Source organism: Streptomyces sp. NPDC045678 (assembly GCF_056432085.1).
In genome coordinates, this window is sequence record NZ_JBWKJS010000003.1 from 299,560 (window position 1) to 316,535 (window position 16,976).

Here is a 16,976-nt window from a genome sequence, read left to right on the forward strand (position 1 = left end):
AGTTTCGGTCGGCCAGTCACACCGGCGTCAACCGGCCGAAGGTTATCCACAGATCTTCAGACCTTTTCCCCATGTGGATAGCGCTGTGGATAACTCAGGGCAAGGCTTGTGTTCAGCTGGGGAAGCCTACTTCCACTGGGTGGAGACGCCGAACCCCGCGGCGATGAAGCCGAAGCCCACCACGATGTTCCAGTTGCCCAGCGGATCGATCGGCAGCTTCCCGTCCGTGACGTAGAAGACGACGATCCAGGCGAGGCCGATGAGGAACATCGCCAGCATCACCGGAGCCACCCAGCTGCGGTTCGTCAGCTTGATGTTCGTCGCCTTCTTCGCGGGCGGCGGTGTGTAGTCGTCTGCCTTCTTGCGGATACGTGACTTCGGCACGAGGGTCTCTCCTGTCGATGCGCTGCGTGGCCGCGCAGGTAACTGTTGTCTGGCGCCGGGCGGGACGTCACGGGGAGCTGAAGCCTCCCCCGGGCGTCCGTTAGCGTAGTGCTTCCGCGGCGTCGAAGGAGATAAGGGTACGTTGAGCAATTCTGCCGACTCCCACAAAGGTCCCGTTCGGCGCCCCCGATGGCGTCCGGTTCGGGTGCTTACGGGTGCTGTTTTCGCTCTCGCCGGGCTGATCTTCTTCACCAGTTTCAACACGGCCAAGGGCACCAACATTCGTACCGACGCCTCGCTGCTGAAACTCTCCGATCTCATTCAGGAGCGCAGCCACAAGAACGGCGCCCTCGACGAGTCCAACGGCAGTCTCCGCGACGACGTCGAGTCGCTCGCCCAGCGCGACGGCGGCGGCACCAAGGCGGACGAAGCCCGGCTCGAGGCGCTCGAAGAGAACGCCGGCACCAAGAAGCTCAGCGGCAAGGCGGTCACGGTCACCCTCGCCGACGCCCCGCCCAACGCCACCGCCAAGCTCCCCGGCTACCCCGAGCCCCAGCCCAACGACCTGGTCATCCACCAGCAGGACCTCCAGGCCGTGGTGAACGCCCTCTGGAAGGGCGGCGCCAAGGGCATCAAGGTCATGGACCAGCGGCTGATCTCCACCAGCGCCGTGCGCTGCGTCGGCAACACCCTGATCCTCCAGGGCCGCGTCTACTCCCCGCCGTACAAGGTGACCGCGGTCGGCGACCCCGACAAGCTCAGGACCGCCCTCACGGCCTCTCCCGAGATCCAGAACTACATGCTCTACGTCAACGCGTACGGGCTCGGCTGGAAAGTGGACGACGACGGAGCGGTGACTCTTCCCGGCTACTCGGGCACAGTGGATCTCCACTACGCGAAGCCCGTGGAGTAGCCGCACTTGGGGGACCCGTGTCCGTGCGCGTGCTGGTCAGGACGTTCAGCGAACTGTGCATCACCGTCGGCACGCTGATCGTGCTCTTCGTCGTCTACGTCCTGTTTTGGACCGGCGTGAAGGCCGACAGCGCGATGGACAGCCAGATCGATGAACTGCGGGACCGGTGGGCGCAGGGGGAGGTCTCCACGGGGACGGACGACAAGCCGACCGGGACGGATGATCAGCCGACCGGGACTTCGACGGATTCGCCGGACGACCCCGCGTCCTACAAAGACGGCAAGGCCTTCGCGGTCATGTACATCCCGCGGTTCGGTTTCACGTGGAACAAGCCCGTGCTCCACGGCACCGGCACCGAGGTGCTCAAGAAGGGCCTCGGCCACTACGCCTCCACCGCCCGCCTCGGCCGGAAGGGCAACTTCGCCGTGGCGGGCCACCGTCGCACCTACGGCGACCCCTTCAAGGACTTCCCGAAACTGCGCCCCGACGACGCCGTGGTCCTCACCGACGGCGCCACCTGGTTCACGTACCGCATCGACAGGAAGCCCTACAAGACGCTCCCCGACGACATCGACGTCATTGATCCCGTGCCGCGCAAATCCGGCTATGACGGCCCCGGCCGTTACCTCACCCTTACGACCTGCGAACCAGAGTGGGGCCACAGCCACCGGCTGATCGCCTGGGCACATCTGGACGCGACCCAGCCCGTGGAGGCCGGGAAACCGGAGGCACTGCGCCGTTAGTCTGGTGTGGTACGGCGAGGGAGGCCTGGCCGTACGCGACGGAAGGGACGGCATGTACGGCTGGATCTGGCGGCATCTGCCGGGAAACGCATGGGTGAGGGTACTGATTTCCCTGGTGCTCGTCCTCGCGGTGGTCTATGTGCTGTTCCAGTACATCTTCCCGTGGGCGGAGCCGCTGCTGCCCTTCAACGACGTCACCGTGGACGGCCAGTGAGCGCCGTCGGCGGCATGAGCCGCAGCCGCAGCCGCATTCTCGTCGTGGACAACTACGACAGCTTCGTCTTCAACCTCGTCCAGTACCTGTACCAGCTGGGCGCCGAGTGCGAGGTGCTGCGCAACGACGAGGTCGAGCTGCGGCACGCGCAGGACGGCTTCGACGGCGTACTGCTTTCGCCGGGTCCCGGCACACCGGAGCAGGCGGGCGTCTGTGTCGAGATGGTGCGGCACTGCGCCGCCACCGGTGTGCCCGTCTTCGGTGTCTGCCTCGGCATGCAGTCCATGGCGGTGGCGTACGGCGGTGTGGTGGACCGGGCCCCCGAGCTCCTGCACGGCAAGACCTCGCTCGTCCGCCACGAGGGCAAGGGCGTCTTCGCCGGCCTGCCGTCCCCGTTCACCGCGACCCGATACCACTCGCTGGCTGCCGAGCCCGCCACCGTCCCCGCCGCCCTGGAGGTCACCGCGCGCACGGAGGACGGCATCATCATGGGCCTGCGGCACCGGGAACTCGCGGTCGAGGGTGTCCAGTTCCACCCGGAGTCCGTGCTGACCGAGCACGGCCACCTCATGCTGGCCAACTGGCTCGCGGAGTGCGGAGACACCGGCGCCGTCGCCCGGTCGAGCGGGCTTGCCCCGGTGGTGGGCAGGGCCACGGCGTGACGGCCCTGCGCCCCGAGCGCGACTCCTCCGGAGCCCCGTACGACGCGCATGACGCGTACGGGGAGGCCGGTGCGTTCGAGGCGGCGGTCGATCACCTGGAGGACCCCCTGACGGATCCGTTGCCGGGGCAGCACCCCTCGCCGTGGTTCCGCAGCGGCAGCGCGGAGCCGGAGCGGCAGACGCCTGCCGGGCAGCAGGCTTCCGCTGAGCCGCAGACGCCTGCCGAGCCACAGACGCCTGCCGAGCCGCAGGAACAGGAGTGGTACGACCCCGAGGGGTACAACCGCGACTGGTACGGCCACCAGCAGCCGCAGCAAGAGCCACAGCAGCCACAGCAGTCGCAGCAAGAGCCGCAGCAGTCGCAGCAGGTCCCTGAGCCCACGTACGAGCAGCTGTACGGCGCCTACGCCCCCGTGCCGGACGACGAAACCGTGGGTCTGCGGACCGCCGACACCCGGCGAATAGCAGAACCAGAGGCCCCCGGAGGCCGGGCCGCCCGTCGCAAGGCCGCCAAGAAGGGCGGCACGCGCCCCGCGGAGCCCCGTCCGGGTGCCGCGGGTGCCGCTCCCCTGTCGCGCGTCGAGGCCCGCCGCGCGGAGCGTGCCCGCAGGCCGTCCCCCGGCGCGGTGATCAGCAGGGGGCTCGGCGAGGTCTTCATCACGGTCGGTGTCCTGATGCTTCTCTTCGTCACGTACCAGCTCTGGTGGACGAACATCCGAGCCCAGCAGCAGGCCGACGGAGCAGCGCACGACCTCCAGGAGAGCTGGGCGAAGGGCAAGGGCAAGCCCGGCAGCTTCGAGCCCGGACAGGGCTTCGCTCTCCTGCACATTCCGCGCCTGGACGTCGTCGTGCCGGTCGCCGAGGGCATCGACAAACAGAAGGTCCTCGACCGGGGCATGGTCGGCCACTACAACGCAGGCGCCACCAAGACCGCGATGCCGGAGGCCGAGAAGGGCAACTTCGCGGTCGCGGGCCACCGCAACACGCACGGCGAACCGTTCCGCTACATCAACCGCCTGGAGCCGGGCGACCCGATCGTCGTGGAGACGCAGGACAAGTACTTCGTCTACAAGATGGCGAGCATCCTGCCGCAGACCGCGCCCAGCAACACGAGTGTGATCGGTCCCGTGCCCCCGGGTTCGGGCTTCACCAAACCCGGCCGGTACATCACACTGACCACCTGTACCCCGGAATTCACGAGTAAGTATCGAATGATCGTCTGGGGCAAGATGGTCGAGGAGCGACCGCGTGACAAGGGAAAACCGAGCGCGCTCGTGAACTAGAACGGTGAGAACGGGGCGGAACCAGTGGCAGCCACGACCGATGACGAGAAGCAGGACGAGGCGCCCGCGCCGGCCCCCGCACCACAGCGCCGCGGCCGCGGGCCCATCGTCACGGCGGTCAGCGTCTTCGGCGAACTCCTCATCACCGCGGGCCTCGTGCTCGGGCTCTTCGTCGTCTACTCCCTGTGGTGGACGAACGTCATAGCGGACCGCGAGGCGCACAAGCAGGGTGACCGCGTGCGCGACCACTGGGCGAGCGGCCCCGGCTCCATCGACACCAAGGACGGCATCGGCTTCCTGCACGTACCCGCGATGGGCAGCGGTGAGGTGCTGGTCAAGGCGGGCACCAGCAGCAAGGTCCTCAACGACGGTGTGGCCGGTTACTACAAGGACCCGATCAAGTCGGCGCTGCCCGAGGACAAGGAAGGCAACTTCACGCTGGCCGCGCACCGCGACGGACACGGCGCGAAGTTCCACAAGATCGACAAGATCGACAAGGGCGACGCGATCGTCTACGAGTCGCGGGACAAGTGGTACGTCTACAAGGTGTACGCGACGCTGCCCGAGACCTCGAAGTACAACGTGAAGGTCCTGAACCCCGTCCCGAAGGAATCGGGCGCGAAGAAGCCGGGCCGCTACATCACGCTGACGACCTGCACGCCCGTCTACACGTCCCGCTACCGGTACGTCGTGTGGGGCGAGCTGGAGCGCGTCGAGAAGGTCGACAGCAAGCGGACGCCTCCGGCGGAGCTGAAGTAGCCCGGCCGACAGAGGCGAAACAAGACAGAGGCGACAACGGAGAAGCCCCGGCACCGCTCAGCGGTGCCGGGGCTTCTCCGTGTGCGTCACGCGCGGGTCAGATCAGTCCCACCAGCGGTCGTCCCGGTGGCCGTTGCTGCCGTCGGTCAGACCACCGACGATGCCGCCACCGCCATCTCCGCCGCCGATGCCGTTGTCCCCGCCACCGCCGCCCGCGGTGGTCAGGTTGACCGCCGTGCCGGGCTTCGCCTTCTCACCGGCGTTGGGCGTGGACAGAACCACGAGGGCGTCGTCGTCCTGCGGGCCCGTGATGGTGCCGACGCTGAGGCCCGCGTCCTCGATGGCCTTGCGCGCGTCCTTCAACTTCTGGCCGGTGAGGGGCGGAACCGTGGTCTCCTCCTCGGCTGCCTTGGCGACCTGGACGTTGACCGTGGAGCCGGGGTCGGCGGGCGTACCGGCCGCGGGCGTGGTCTTGATGACCTTGCCCTCCTCGACGTCCTCGCTGGTCACGTCCTGGCGGGCGGGAGTGAAGCCGCTGTCCGTGATCCGCTTCGCGGCCGCGTCGTAGTCGAGGCCGGCGACGTCCGGGACGGTCTCCTGCTTCTTCTCCTTGGCGACGGTGAGCGTGATCTTCTCGCTCTTCTCCGCCTTGGCGTCGCCCGCGGGGTCCTGACGGATCACCTTGCCGGGGGTCCGGTCGGACTCCTCGTACGCCTTCTCGATGTTGGTGAAGCCCTTGCCCTCGAGCTGGCTCTTGGCCACCTCGAAGCTGAGGCCCTGCACGTCCGGGACGGCGATCTTCGGGGTGCCCGTCGAGACGGTCACCGAGATGGTGTCGCCCTTCTTCATGTCGGCGTTCACCCCGGGATCCTGGCTGCAGACCTCGCCCTTCGGGAACTTGGCGCACGCCTTGCGCTTGCCGACCTCAAACTTCAGGCCGACGTTCGTGGCCGACCTCTTGGCCTCGGCCTCGGACTCGCCGATGAGCTTCGGGGCCTTTATCGACCCGTCGCTCCCGCCGTCCTCGCCGAATACGGACTTCCCGATGAGGATCGCGCCCACCAGGACCAGGATGCCGGCGAGGACCAGCAGCCACGTCGAGAGGTTGCTCTTCTTCTGCCGACGGCCGCGGCCCTCGTCGTAGCCGTAGCCCCCGTCGTCCGGGTTGACCGGCGGGAGCATGGAGGTCTGGCCTCCGCCGTTCTGCGGGCGGAGCATGGCGGTTTGCTGGTCGGCGCCGTAGCCGTCGGCTCCGCCGTAGCCGACCGCGCCCATGGCGGCGGTGGCCGCGACGGGCTGGCCGTCGAGGCACGCCTCGATGTCGGCACGCATCTCGTCGGCCGACTGATAGCGGTAGTCCGGGTCCTTGGTGAGGGCCTTCAGGACGATGGCGTCCATCTCCGGGGTGATCTCACCGTCGAAGACGCTCGGGGCCTGCGGCTCCTCACGTACGTGCTGGTAGGCCACGGCGACCGGGGAGTCGCCCACGAAGGGCGGCCGGACGGTGAGCAGCTCGTAGAGGAGACAGCCGGTGGAGTAGAGGTCGGAGCGTGCGTCGACCTGCTCGCCCTTGGCCTGCTCGGGCGAGAGGTACTGCGCCGTGCCGATGACCGCGGCGGTCTGCGTCATCGTCATGCCGGACTCGCCCATGGCGCGGGCGATGCCGAAGTCCATGACCTTGACCTGGCCGTTTCGCGTCAGCATGACGTTCGCCGGCTTGATGTCGCGGTGGACGATGCCGTTGCGGTGCGAGTACTCGAGGGCCTGGAGGATGCCGATCGTCATCTCCATGGCCCGCTCGGGCAGCAGCTTGCGGCCGGAGTGCAGCAGCTCACGCAGCGTGGAGCCGTCGACGTACTCCATCACGATGTACGGGATCGAGACCCCGTCCACGTAGTCCTCGCCGGTGTCGTAGACCGCGACGATCGCCGGGTGGTTCAGCGAGGCGGCCGACTGGGCCTCACGGCGGAACCGGGCCTGGAAGGACGGGTCGCGCGCGAGGTCCACCCGCAGCGTCTTCACCGCCACGGTGCGGCCGAGCCGAGTGTCGTGCGCGAGGTACACCTCGGCCATGCCACCACGGCCGAGCACCTGGCCCAGCTCGTACCGGCCGCCGAGGCGACGCGGCTCTTCCATAGCTAATCCAGCCCTCTCCGTCGGTCCCGACCGCACCGTTGTGTGGTCCGGCGGTGTGCTGTCCGGGCATACGGTACCCGGCTCCACTTACGTGACCCGGCCGCGACCGTCACCCGATACCGGACCGGTACCGCAACGTGCACCGATGTGGAGGGGCCGTGACGGGGGTCACTTCTTGCTGTCGATGACTGCCTTCATCACGTTCTTGGCGATCGGCGCGGCGAGACCGCCACCCGAGATGTCGTCACGGCTGGCGTCGCTGTCCTCGACCACCACGGCGACGGCGACCGGCGACCCGGAGTCCGTCTTCGCGTACGAGATGAACCAGGCGTACGGGTTCTTGCTGTTCGCGACGCCGTGCTGCGCCGTACCCGTCTTGCCGCCGACGGTGACGCCGGGGATCTGGGCCATGGTTCCGGTGCCGGACTTGACGACCGTCTCCATCATTTCCTGGAGCTTCTGCGCGTTCTCCTTCGAGAGCGGCTCGCTCATCTCCTTCGGCGAGTGCTTCTCGACCACGTCGAGGTTGCGCGCCTGCAGCTCGCTGACCATGTACGGCTCCATGAGCGTGCCGTCGTTGGCGACCGCGGAGGCGACCATGGCCATCTGCAGCGGGGTCGCGGCGGTCTCGAACTGGCCGATGGAGGACAGCGCGGTCTGCGGCCTGTCCATGTCCTCGGGGAAGTTGGAGGCGTTGGAGCGGACCGGGACGAACTGCTGCTCGTTGAAGCCGAACTTCTTCGCCGTCTCCAGCATCTTGTCCTTGCCGAGATCGGAGCCGATCTTGCCGAAGACGGTGTTGCAGGAGACCCGCAGCGCCTCACGCAGCGAGGCGTTCTTGCAGGGCAGGTCGCCCTCGTTCTTCAGCGGCTGCGTGGTGTTCGGCATCGTCCACGGAAGGGGCGAGTCCGTCTTCTCGTCGATGCCGTTGTACAGGTCGTGCTCCAGGGCAGCCGCCGCCGTGACCACCTTGAAGGTGGAGCCGGGCGGATAGGTCTCGCGCAGCGCGCGATTGACCATCGGCTTGTCCTTGTCCTTCTCCAGCTTGAGGTACTTCTCGGCTTCCGCGCTGGTGTTGCCCGCGAAGTCACCGGGGTCGTACGACGGTGCGGAGGCCAGCGCCAGGATGGCGCCGGTGGACGGGTCGATCGCGGCGACGGCACCCTTGCCGCGGCCCTTCAGACCCTCGTACGCGGCCTTCTGCGCGGCGGAGTTGAGGGTCGTGACGACATTGCCGCCCTCCTTCTTCTCGCCGGTCAGCATGTCGAGGGTGCGGCGGAAGAACAGCCGGTCGTCGTTGCCGGTGAGGATGCCGTCGTCGATGCTCTCCAGCTGGGTGGCGCCCATGCGCTGCGAGGAGTACCCGGTGACGGGGGCCCACATGGGCCCGTCCTTCCAGGTGCGCTTGTACTTGAGGTCGTTGCCCGGGGTGGCCTTCGAGCCGGTGATGGGCTTGCCGTCGACGATGATGTCGCCGCGCGGCTGGGAGTAGCGCTCGATGGTGACGCGGCGGTTCTTCTCGTGCTTGGCCAGGGTGTCGGCCTGGACGTACTGAAGCCAGTTGTCCCGGGCGAGCAGGGCGAGGATGAGCAGCCCGCAGAAGATAGCGATCCGGCGCAGGGGCTTGTTCACGGTCGGACCACCTGGGTCATCTCGGCGTCGGGGTTCGGGGCTGGGGACGGTGCGGGCCGGCGCGCGGTGTCGCTGATTCTGATCAGGATGCCGATCAGGGCCCAGTTGGCGATGACGGAGGAACCTCCGTACGCCAGGAAGGGCATCGTCATACCGGTCAGGGGGATGAGGCCCATGACGCCGCCCGCGACGACGAAGACCTGGATGGCGAAGGCGCCGGAGAGGCCGATCGCGAGGAGCTTGCCGAACGGGTCGCGGGCGGCGAGTGCCGTGCGGACGCCGCGCTCGACGATCAGTCCGTAGATGAGCAGGATCGCCATGATGCCGGCGAGCCCGAGCTCCTCGCCGAAGGTGGCGAGGATGAAGTCGGAGTTGGCGGCGAACTTGATCAGGTCCGAGTTGCCCTGGCCGAGTCCGGTGCCGAGGGTGCCGCCGGAGCCGAAGGCCCACAGGGCTTGCATGGCCTGCTCGGAGTGGCCGACCACGCCCTGCTGGCTCAGCGTGTACTCACGCATGGGGTCGAGCCATGCGTCGACGCGCTGCTTGACGTGCGGCTCGAAGGAGGCGACGCCGACCGCACCGACCGCGGACATCATCATGCCGAACACGATCCAGCTGGTGCGCTCCGTGGCGACGTACAGCATGACGACGAACATGCCGAAGAACAGCAGCGACGTACCGAGGTCGGTCTCGAAGACGAGGATCAGGATCGACATCGCCCAGACGACGATGATCGGGCCGAGGTCGCGTCCGCGCGGGAGGTAGAGCCCCATGAAGCGGCGGCTGGCCAGGGCGAGCGCGTCGCGCTTCACCATCAGGTACCCGGCGAAGAAGATCGCGATGACGATCTTCGCGAACTCACCGGGCTGGATCGAGAATCCACCGATGTGGATCCAGATCTTCGCACCGAACACGTTCATGCCGAGGCCCGGCACGAGCGGCAGGAGCAGCAGGACCAGGGCGCCGACCATGGAGATGTACGTGTAGCGCTGCAGGACGCGGTGGTCCTTGAGCAGCAGCAGTACGCCGACGAACAGGGCGATGCCGATCGCCGAGTACATGAGCTGGTTCGGGGCCGCGACGCTGAAGTTGGGCAGCTGCTGGAGCCGCTCGGACTGGTCGAGGCGCCAGATCACCACAAGCCCCAGGCCGTTCAGGAGGGTGGCCAGCGGCAGCAGCAGCGGGTCCGCGTACGCCGCGAACTTGCGTACGACCAGGTGGCCCACCGCCGCGAGCAGCCCGATGCCCGCTCCGTAGCCGAGCATGCCGGACGGCACCTTGCCGTCGAGCGCGAGGCCCACGTTCATGTAGGCGAACAGCGGGATGACGACGGCGAACACGAGCAGCGCGAGCTCGGTGTTGCGCCTGCTCGGCGCCCCGATCGCGCCGATCGTCGACGTGTGTGTAGTACTACTGCTCATGGCGTGCAGAGGCCCCCAACGGCTGGTTACTGCTTACCGCACAGCGGGACCAGCTTCTGCTCATCCTCGGAGAGGCTGGGGCCGGGTGTGGGAGTCGGTGCGGTCTTGGACTTGTTCTTGTCGGTCGGGTTGTTCTTGTCGTTCTTGTCGGTCCTAGCGTCGCCGCCGGGCGAGGTCGGGTCCGGGGACGGCGCGGTGCGCAGTCCGGTGGTGCCGCCCGCTTCGCCCTCGCCGGTCTTGGCGTTGTTCTCGCGCTCGACCTCGCGACGCTCGGCGTCCTTCTTGCACGCGGTGGCTTGCAGGCTCAGCTCGTCGATCTTGCTCTTGGCCTGGTCGAGGCTGTCCTCGACGATGTTGGCCTCGACCTGCTTGCGCTGGTACGGCGGCAGGTACTTGAGTTCGACCTCGGGGTGGTCCTTCTCGACCTTCGAAAGGCTGACCCACGCGAGGTCCTGGTCGATACCGCGGTACAGGGCTACGTGCTTGTCCTTCGTGCCCACGTAGTACTGCGTCTGGGTCCAGCGGTAGCCGCCGTAGAGACCGCCGCCGATGACGGCGAGAGCCAGCACTCCGTAGAGGGATCTCTTGAGCCACTTGCGGCCGCCGCCGGGCTTCACGAAGTCCTCGTCGTCGTACGCCCCGAAGCTGCCCTCGGGGACGTACCCCGTGGTGTCTCCGCTGCCGGGCGGGCCGAAGCCGCCCCCGCCCTGGGGGGCCTGCGGCGGCACCGGACGGCCGAGGCCGGACGCACGGCCCGCGGGGGTCTGCATCGCGCCGTCGTCCTGAGACTGGAGCTGGTTCTCGGCGACCGCGCCGACGACCACGGGGGTGTCGGACAGCTGGCCCGCCAGAGTGTCGCCGCTGTCGATGTCCAGCACGTCGGCGACGATCACGGTGATGTTGTCGGGGCCGCCGCCGCGCAGCGCGAGCTGGATGAGCTCCTGCACGGTTTCCTGGGGCCCCTGGTAGGACGCGAGGGTGTCCTCCATGGTCTGGTGGGACACGACTCCGGAGAGACCGTCCGAGCAGATCAAGTACCGGTCGCCGGCGCGCACTTCGCGGATCGACAGATCGGGCTCCACGTGGTCGCCGCTGCCCAGCGCGCGCATGAGGAGTGACCTCTGCGGGTGGGTGGTGGCCTCCTCCTCGGTGATGCGGCCCTCGTCGACGAGGCGCTGCACCCAGGTGTGGTCCTGTGTGATCTGCGTCAGGACGCCGTCCCGCAGGAGGTACGCCCGCGAGTCGCCGACGTGCACGAGGCCGAGGCGCTGACCCGTCCACAGGAGGGCGGTCAGGGTGGTCCCCATGCCCTCGAGCTGGGGGTCCTCCTCGACCATCATGCGCAGCTGGTCGTTGGCCCGCTGCACTGCGGTGCCCAGCGACGTGAGGATGTCCGAGCCCGGGACGTCGTCGTCGAGCGTGACGAGCGTCGAGATGACCTCGGAGCTAGCCACCTCACCCGCGGCCTGGCCCCCCATGCCGTCGGCGATCGCGAGGAGACGCGGGCCGGCGTAACCGGAGTCCTCGTTCCCCTCGCGGATCATGCCCTTGTGCGATCCGGCGGCGAAGCGCAAAGACAGACTCATGCGCACCTCGCCCGTCGGCTCCGGGTACATCCGCACGGTGCCCACCCTCCGGTCGGGAGCGCGCCGGCGTCCAGTGCCTGGACAGCCGTCTCGGCTCGCTCGCTCCGCTCGCGCTCTGTCATGACGTAGTACTACTTCCGCAGCTCGATGACGGTCTTGCCGATGCGGATCGCCGTGCCCAGCGGAATGGGCGTCGGGCTGGTGAGTCGGGTCCGGTCGAGATACGTGCCGTTGGTGGACCCGAGATCCTCGACGATCCACTGGCCGTCACGGTCCGGGTAGATCCTGGCATGCCTGCTGGAGGCGTAGTCGTCGTCCAGCACGATCGTCGAGTCGTGCGCACGGCCCAGCGTGATGGTCTGGCCCTGCAGCGCGACCGTCGTCCCGGCGAGGATGCCCTCGGAGACGACCAGTTTCGTGGGGGCACCGCGCCGAGAGCGGCCGCCGCCGCCCTGCTGCTGGCGCTGTTGTGGAGGTGCGGCCTGCTGCTGGCGGGCGGCCTGCTGCGGCCGCTCGCGCCGGGAACCGCGCTGTGTGACGCGCGTTCCGAACAGGTCGCTGCGGATGACCTGGACGGCCACGATCACGAACAGCCACAGAACGGCCAGGAAACCTAGCCGCATGACCGTCAGGGTCAGCTCTGACATTGCCCCCGCTTCACCCTTCGGCTTGCCGGTAAACGATGGTGGTTTGGCCCACGACGATCCGCGAGCCGTCGCGGAGCGTAGCGCGGGTGGTGTGCTGCCCGTCTACCACGATGCCGTTGGTAGACCCGAGATCCTGGATCGTCGAGGGCGTTCCGGTCCGGATCTCACAGTGCCGACGGGATACGCCGGGGTCGTCGATCCGCACATCGGCGTCGGTGCTGCGACCCAGCACCAGCGTCGGGCGGGAGATCTGATGGCGATTGCCGTTGATCTCGATCCAGCGCCGCACCTGGGCGCCCGGAAGTGGTCCGGCACCGGGGCCCGCGGGCCTGTTCGGAGCCGGGGACTGCCCGCCGGGGCGACCCGCGCCGGGCGGCGGCGCGGCGGGCATGGGAGGTGCGCCTCCGGGAGCGCCGGACGGCGGCTGCGGGTAGCCTCCCGCGGCCCCTCCGCCGCCCGCGCCGCGGCCGGGGGCCGTCGGACCGCCGGGGCCCGCGGGGGCGCGCTCGGGCGCCTGGGAGGTGCTGGAGGCGAGGGTGCGGCTGCGCACGCGGTACAGACCGGTGTCGAGGTCCTCGGCCTTCTCCAGGTGGACCTTGATGGGGCCCATGAAGCTGTACCGCTGCTGCTTCGCGTAGTCACGCACCATGCCGGAGAGCTCGTCGCCGAGCTGGCCCGAGTACGGACTCAGTCTTTCGAAGTCGGGGGCGCTCAGCTCGACGATGAAGTCGTTCGGGACGACGGTCCGCTCGCGGTTCCAGATCGTCGCGTTGTTGTCGCACTCCCGCTGGAGTGCGCCGGCGATCTCGACGGGCTGGACCTCGGACTTGAACACCTTGGCGAAGGTGCCGTTGACCAGACCTTCGAGTCGCTGCTCGAACTTCTTCAGGACTCCCATGGGGCACCTCCTCCGTCGTAGTCATCCTGGTACTGCTTACTGATCGTATCCACGCGCCGGGAAATCGGCTGGTTCCCCCTGTCCGCCCAGTCGACGAGTGTCGCCTCTCACAAGACATGCCCGCACCAGCGTCCAAGGACCCTCCGGGGCCCCTGATCAAGCCCTGATTCCGGCCCCGGAACCCCTTACGGGCAGCTGCTCGGGACGTCTGCTCGAGCCTCCTTTTACAAGGGATCGTAGAGGGGGCCCGAAGCCAGTGTCCCGCACCTGGCTGTGGACCTCGGCGAGCTCGGCCGGGAAGAGGTGAATACGGGACCGGGTGCCGGCCGGGTCAGGGTTCGTTCCGTGGTGCGGGTGAGCCCCGCCCCGGGCCTGGGCGCAGCTCCTGGTGCCGGTTGCCCGCCGAATACGGATGTGAATCCACCCGCTGCAGCGTGCTAATCTTCTGGATGTCGGCAGGTGCTCGCACCACACAGTGAGAGACCCAAAGACAACACCCATGCGCGGGTGGCGGAATAGGCAGACGCGCTGGATTCAGGTTCCAGTGCCCGAAAGGGCGTGGGGGTTCAACTCCCCCCTCGCGCACCACGAGGAAGCGGTCCTCCTCCGGACGAAAGTCCGGAAGGGGGCCGCTTCTTTTTGTACCCGCTTGTGTACGCCGGGGCAGGGCGGTGATGTATGTCACCGAAGTTATCCACAGGCTCTGACGGCTTTCCGCGAGCGGCGGTACCTTCGAGGCCGGATTCGGGGTTGGCCGACGGCCGACGGGGGGCGATGAGGGTGGCGGAGCACAGCGGGAGGATTCCCGGACAGCGTGGTGAGCGGCTTCCGCGGGTGCCGGGGTTCGCGGAGTGGCCCGCGCACGGGTCGCCGAAGGCGGAGGGCAAGGCGGTGCGGCGGCGGGTGCCCCGTGCCGCGCACGCGGAGTTCGAGGCGGACGGCGCGCGGCCCGACGCCGTGGCCGCCGTGGAGGAGTCCAACCACAGCCGTCTTCCCGAGCTCGCGCCGATCCGGGTCGGCAGGATGACGGCGTCGCCGTTCGCATTCCTGCGGGGGGCCGCGGGCCTCATGGCGTACGACCTCGCGCGTACCCCGTCGACCGGTATCGGCGCGCAGATATGCGGTGACGCGCATGCGGCGAACTTCGGGTTGTACGGAGACGCGCGGGGCGGTCTCGTCATCGACTTGAACGACTTCGACGAGACGGTGCACGGTCCCTGGGAGTGGGACCTCAAGCGCCTGGTCGCGTCCCTGGTGCTCGCGGGGCGCGGGGCGGGGGCGGGCGAGGACGCCTGCGAGGAGGCGGCCCTCGACGCCGTCGGCGCCTACCGCCGCACGATGAGGCTGCTCGCGAAGCTCCCGGTTCTGGACGCGTGGAACGCCATCGCGGACGAGGAACTGGTCTCGCACACGGACGCGCGTGACCTCCTCGGCACCCTGGAGCGGGTCTCCGAGAAGGCGCGGCAGAACACCAGCGCCCGCTTCGCGGCGAAGTCGACGGAGAAGGTCGTGAACGCGGACGGTGCCGAGGGGCGCCGCTTCGTCGAGGCGCCGCCCGTGCTGCGGCGCGTGCCGGACGCGGAGGCCGCCTCGGTGGCGGCGGCACTCGGTGAGTACAGGAGCACGCTGACCGAGGACCGACTGCCGCTCATCGCGCGGTATGCGATCCAGGACGTGGCGTTCCGCGTCGTCGGCACGGGCAGCGTCGGCCTGCGGTCGTACGTGGTGCTGCTCCTCGACCACCGGGGCGAGCCGCTGGTGCTCCAGGTCAAGGAGGCGCGACCCTCCGCGCTGCTGCCGCATCTGCCGGTGGCCGGCTTCAAGGCGCCGGAGACCGTGCACGAAGGGCACAGGGTGGTGCTCGGCCAGAAGCGGATGCAGGTCGTCAGCGACTTCCTGCTCGGATGGACGACGGTCGACGGACGGCCTTTCCAGGTACGGCAGTTCAGGAACCGCAAGGGCAGCGTCGCCCCGGCCGAGCTGGCCGCGGACGAGCTGGACGACTACGGCCGCATGACCGGCGCCCTGCTGGCCCGCGCGCACGCGCACAGCGCGGACCCGCGCCTCATAGCGGGGTACTGCGGGAAGAACGACGAGCTGGACGAGGCGATGGCGCGGTTCGCGACGGCGTACGCGGACCGTACGGAGGCGGATCACGCGCTGCTGGTGCGGGCGGTCAAGGAGGGGCGGGTGCCGGCGGAGTCGGGGGTGTGACGGCGGAGGGGCCGGGCGTGGCGCGGGCGAGTTACCTGGGCCGGGCCCTGGGTGGCCTAGGCTGGACGAGTGACGACCCCGGAAGCCGAGCCGACGCAGCCCGATACGCCTGGAACTCCCCCGGAGGGAGCGCGGCAGCCGGGTTCCGAGGGGCGGCTCAAGGAGCAGCTGAAGGCGCGGCTCAGGGAGAGGTCCGAAGCACGGTCGGAAGGCCCGGAAGGGGCAGCAGGGTCGGCGGAGCGCGACGAGTCGCGTTCCGCCGAGGAGCCCCCCAGGGAACGCCCTGAGGAGCGGCTCGAAAGGGCCGTGCGCGCCGCCGAGCAGGCACTGATCGAGTACGAGATCGCGCTGGAGACCTTCCGCGTGGAGGTGGAGAACTTCTCCCGCCTGCACCACCAGAAGCTCGGCCCGATGTACGCGCGCCTCGACGAGCTGGACGCGCAGATCGCCGAGGCCACCGCCGCCCGCACCGGCGACCCGGAGGACCGGCGCAAGGCGGAGGAAGCGCGGGCGCAGGTGATGCCGATGCCCGGCGTCGAGGAGCTGTTCCACGGCTGGATGGACGGTGACGGGCTCTACCCCGAGGCCGCCGCGATGCTGACCGAGCAGTCGGTGCGGCCGCCGCAGCGGGTGCGTCCCGGCGAGGAGGCCCGCAAGCTCTACCGCGAGCTGGTCCGCAAGGCGCATCCGGACCTGGCGCAGGAGGAGGGCGAGCGGCAGCGGCGCGAGGAGTTCATCACGCGGGTCAACGCCGCGTACGCCCGCGGTGACGAGGCGATGCTGCGGGAGCTGTCCGAGGAGTGGGCGGCGGGCCCCGTCCCCGAGGAGCAGCGACTCACCCGCAGCGAGGAGCTGTACGCCCGGCTCGAGTGGCTGGCCCAGCGCAAGGAGCTCCTGACGGTCCTTGCCAAGGAGCTGGAGGAGAGTGCGATCGGCGGCATGCTGCGTCTCGCTCCCGACGACCCGGACACGCTGCTCGACGAGATCGCCGAGCAGCTGCTCGCGCAGGTCGCCGAGCGCGAGGCGGAGCTGGCGCGACTGCGCGCCTGACGGGGTGGGCCTTCGGGTAGCGTCGGGGGCATGGTTTTCGGATCTCAGGTGCCCACGGTCGGTGTAGACGACCTCACGAATGGCGACTTTCTGCTGGACGTCCGTGAGGACGAGGAGTGGCAGGCGGGGCATGCCGCGGGTGCGCTGCACATCCCGATGAGCGAATTCGTGGCACGGTTCGGCGAGTTGACCGAGGCCGCGCCGCAGGACGGCAAGGTCAACGTCATCTGCCGGTCCGGCGGGCGCTCCGCCCAGGTCGCCATGTACCTCGGGCAGCAGGGCATCGAGGCGTTCAACGTCGCCGGTGGCATGGAGGCGTGGGCGGCCTCGGGGCGGCCCGTGGTGGACGACAAGGGCCAGCCGGGCACCGTGGTCTGACCTAGGTGCCATGCGCGGCCCCGGTCGTGCTTTTCGTGCGCGATCCCGGGCGCGGT

At 68.9% G+C, this 16,976-nt stretch carries 15 protein-coding genes and 1 tRNA gene; 9 read left to right on the top strand and 7 right to left on the bottom strand.

The genetic code is table 11. The annotated features are described in order from the left end of the window. Positions 1-126: 126 nt before the first annotated feature. A complete protein-coding gene (crgA, locus tag AC07DO_RS12295) occupies positions 127-384 on the bottom strand; it encodes a cell division protein CrgA (protein ID WP_055563960.1) in 258 nt (85 codons plus the stop codon). Between the two features lie 142 nt (positions 385-526). Between crgA and AC07DO_RS12300 the strand changes: the two genes are divergently transcribed. The 5 genes from AC07DO_RS12300 to AC07DO_RS12320 all read left to right on the top strand — a co-directional run bounded on the left by AC07DO_RS12300 (position 527) and on the right by AC07DO_RS12320 (position 4,958). After that, complete coding sequence (locus tag AC07DO_RS12300) at positions 527-1,297, top strand: DUF881 domain-containing protein (protein WP_479058997.1); 771 nt, start codon at positions 527-529, stop codon at positions 1,295-1,297. A gap of 23 nt (positions 1,298-1,320) precedes the next feature. Continuing rightward, entirely contained in the window at positions 1,321-2,040 is a 720-nt protein-coding gene (locus tag AC07DO_RS12305) for a class E sortase (protein ID WP_479059721.1), read from the top strand. A gap of 228 nt (positions 2,041-2,268) precedes the next feature. Further along, complete coding sequence (locus AC07DO_RS12310; RefSeq protein WP_479058999.1) at positions 2,269-2,916, top strand: aminodeoxychorismate/anthranilate synthase component II; 648 nt, start codon at positions 2,269-2,271, stop codon at positions 2,914-2,916. Beyond that, complete coding sequence (locus tag AC07DO_RS12315; protein ID WP_479059001.1) at positions 2,913-4,199, top strand: class E sortase; 1,287 nt, start codon at positions 2,913-2,915, stop codon at positions 4,197-4,199. Before AC07DO_RS12310 ends, AC07DO_RS12315 begins: the two co-directional genes overlap by 4 nt. 24 nt (positions 4,200-4,223) lie before the next feature. Next, on the top strand, positions 4,224-4,958 hold the full coding sequence (locus AC07DO_RS12320; RefSeq protein WP_479059003.1) for a class E sortase: 735 nt from the start codon (positions 4,224-4,226) through the stop codon (positions 4,956-4,958). A 102-nt stretch (positions 4,959-5,060) separates the two neighbouring features. Here AC07DO_RS12320 and pknB read toward each other — a convergent pair whose 3' ends face one another. The 6 genes from pknB to AC07DO_RS12350 form a co-directional block, all read right to left on the bottom strand. Beyond that, entirely contained in the window at positions 5,061-7,094 is a 2,034-nt protein-coding gene (gene pknB / locus AC07DO_RS12325) for a Stk1 family PASTA domain-containing Ser/Thr kinase (RefSeq protein WP_479059004.1), read from the bottom strand. 168 nt (positions 7,095-7,262) lie between these two features. Then, positions 7,263-8,726, bottom strand: coding sequence for a peptidoglycan D,D-transpeptidase FtsI family protein (locus tag AC07DO_RS12330; protein WP_479059006.1), 1,464 nt, complete (start codon positions 8,724-8,726; stop codon positions 7,263-7,265). Next, positions 8,723-10,147 carry an FtsW/RodA/SpoVE family cell cycle protein gene (locus tag AC07DO_RS12335; protein ID WP_479059008.1) on the bottom strand — a complete coding sequence of 475 codons (1,425 nt, stop codon included), beginning with the start codon at positions 10,145-10,147 and terminating at the stop codon, positions 8,723-8,725. Before AC07DO_RS12335 ends, AC07DO_RS12330 begins: the two co-directional genes overlap by 4 nt. Positions 10,148-10,173: 26 nt before the next feature. Beyond that, on the bottom strand, positions 10,174-11,733 hold the full coding sequence (locus tag AC07DO_RS12340) for a Stp1/IreP family PP2C-type Ser/Thr phosphatase (protein ID WP_479059010.1): 1,560 nt from the start codon (positions 11,731-11,733) through the stop codon (positions 10,174-10,176). Positions 11,734-11,864: 131 nt separating this feature from the next. Next, on the bottom strand, positions 11,865-12,380 hold the full coding sequence (locus tag AC07DO_RS12345; RefSeq protein ID WP_150185124.1) for an FHA domain-containing protein FhaB/FipA: 516 nt from the start codon (positions 12,378-12,380) through the stop codon (positions 11,865-11,867). Positions 12,381-12,390: 10 nt separating this feature from the next. Further along, a complete protein-coding gene (locus AC07DO_RS12350; protein WP_479059012.1) occupies positions 12,391-13,278 on the bottom strand; it encodes an FhaA domain-containing protein in 888 nt (295 codons plus the stop codon). Between the two features lie 501 nt (positions 13,279-13,779). Here AC07DO_RS12350 and AC07DO_RS12355 point away from each other — a divergent pair. From AC07DO_RS12355 to AC07DO_RS12370, 4 genes are all read left to right on the top strand, one after another. Continuing rightward, a tRNA-Leu gene (locus tag AC07DO_RS12355) sits at positions 13,780-13,866 on the top strand. A 186-nt stretch (positions 13,867-14,052) separates the two neighbouring features. Further along, a complete protein-coding gene (locus AC07DO_RS12360; RefSeq protein WP_479059014.1) occupies positions 14,053-15,492 on the top strand; it encodes a DUF2252 domain-containing protein in 1,440 nt (479 codons plus the stop codon). Positions 15,493-15,561: 69 nt separating this feature from the next. Next, positions 15,562-16,542: a hypothetical protein gene (locus tag AC07DO_RS12365; protein WP_479059016.1), complete on the top strand. Its 981-nt coding sequence runs from the start codon at positions 15,562-15,564 to the stop codon at positions 16,540-16,542. Positions 16,543-16,590: 48 nt separating this feature from the next. Beyond that, complete coding sequence (locus AC07DO_RS12370) at positions 16,591-16,920, top strand: rhodanese-like domain-containing protein (protein ID WP_479059722.1); 330 nt, start codon at positions 16,591-16,593, stop codon at positions 16,918-16,920. Positions 16,921-16,976: the final 56 nt, after the last annotated feature.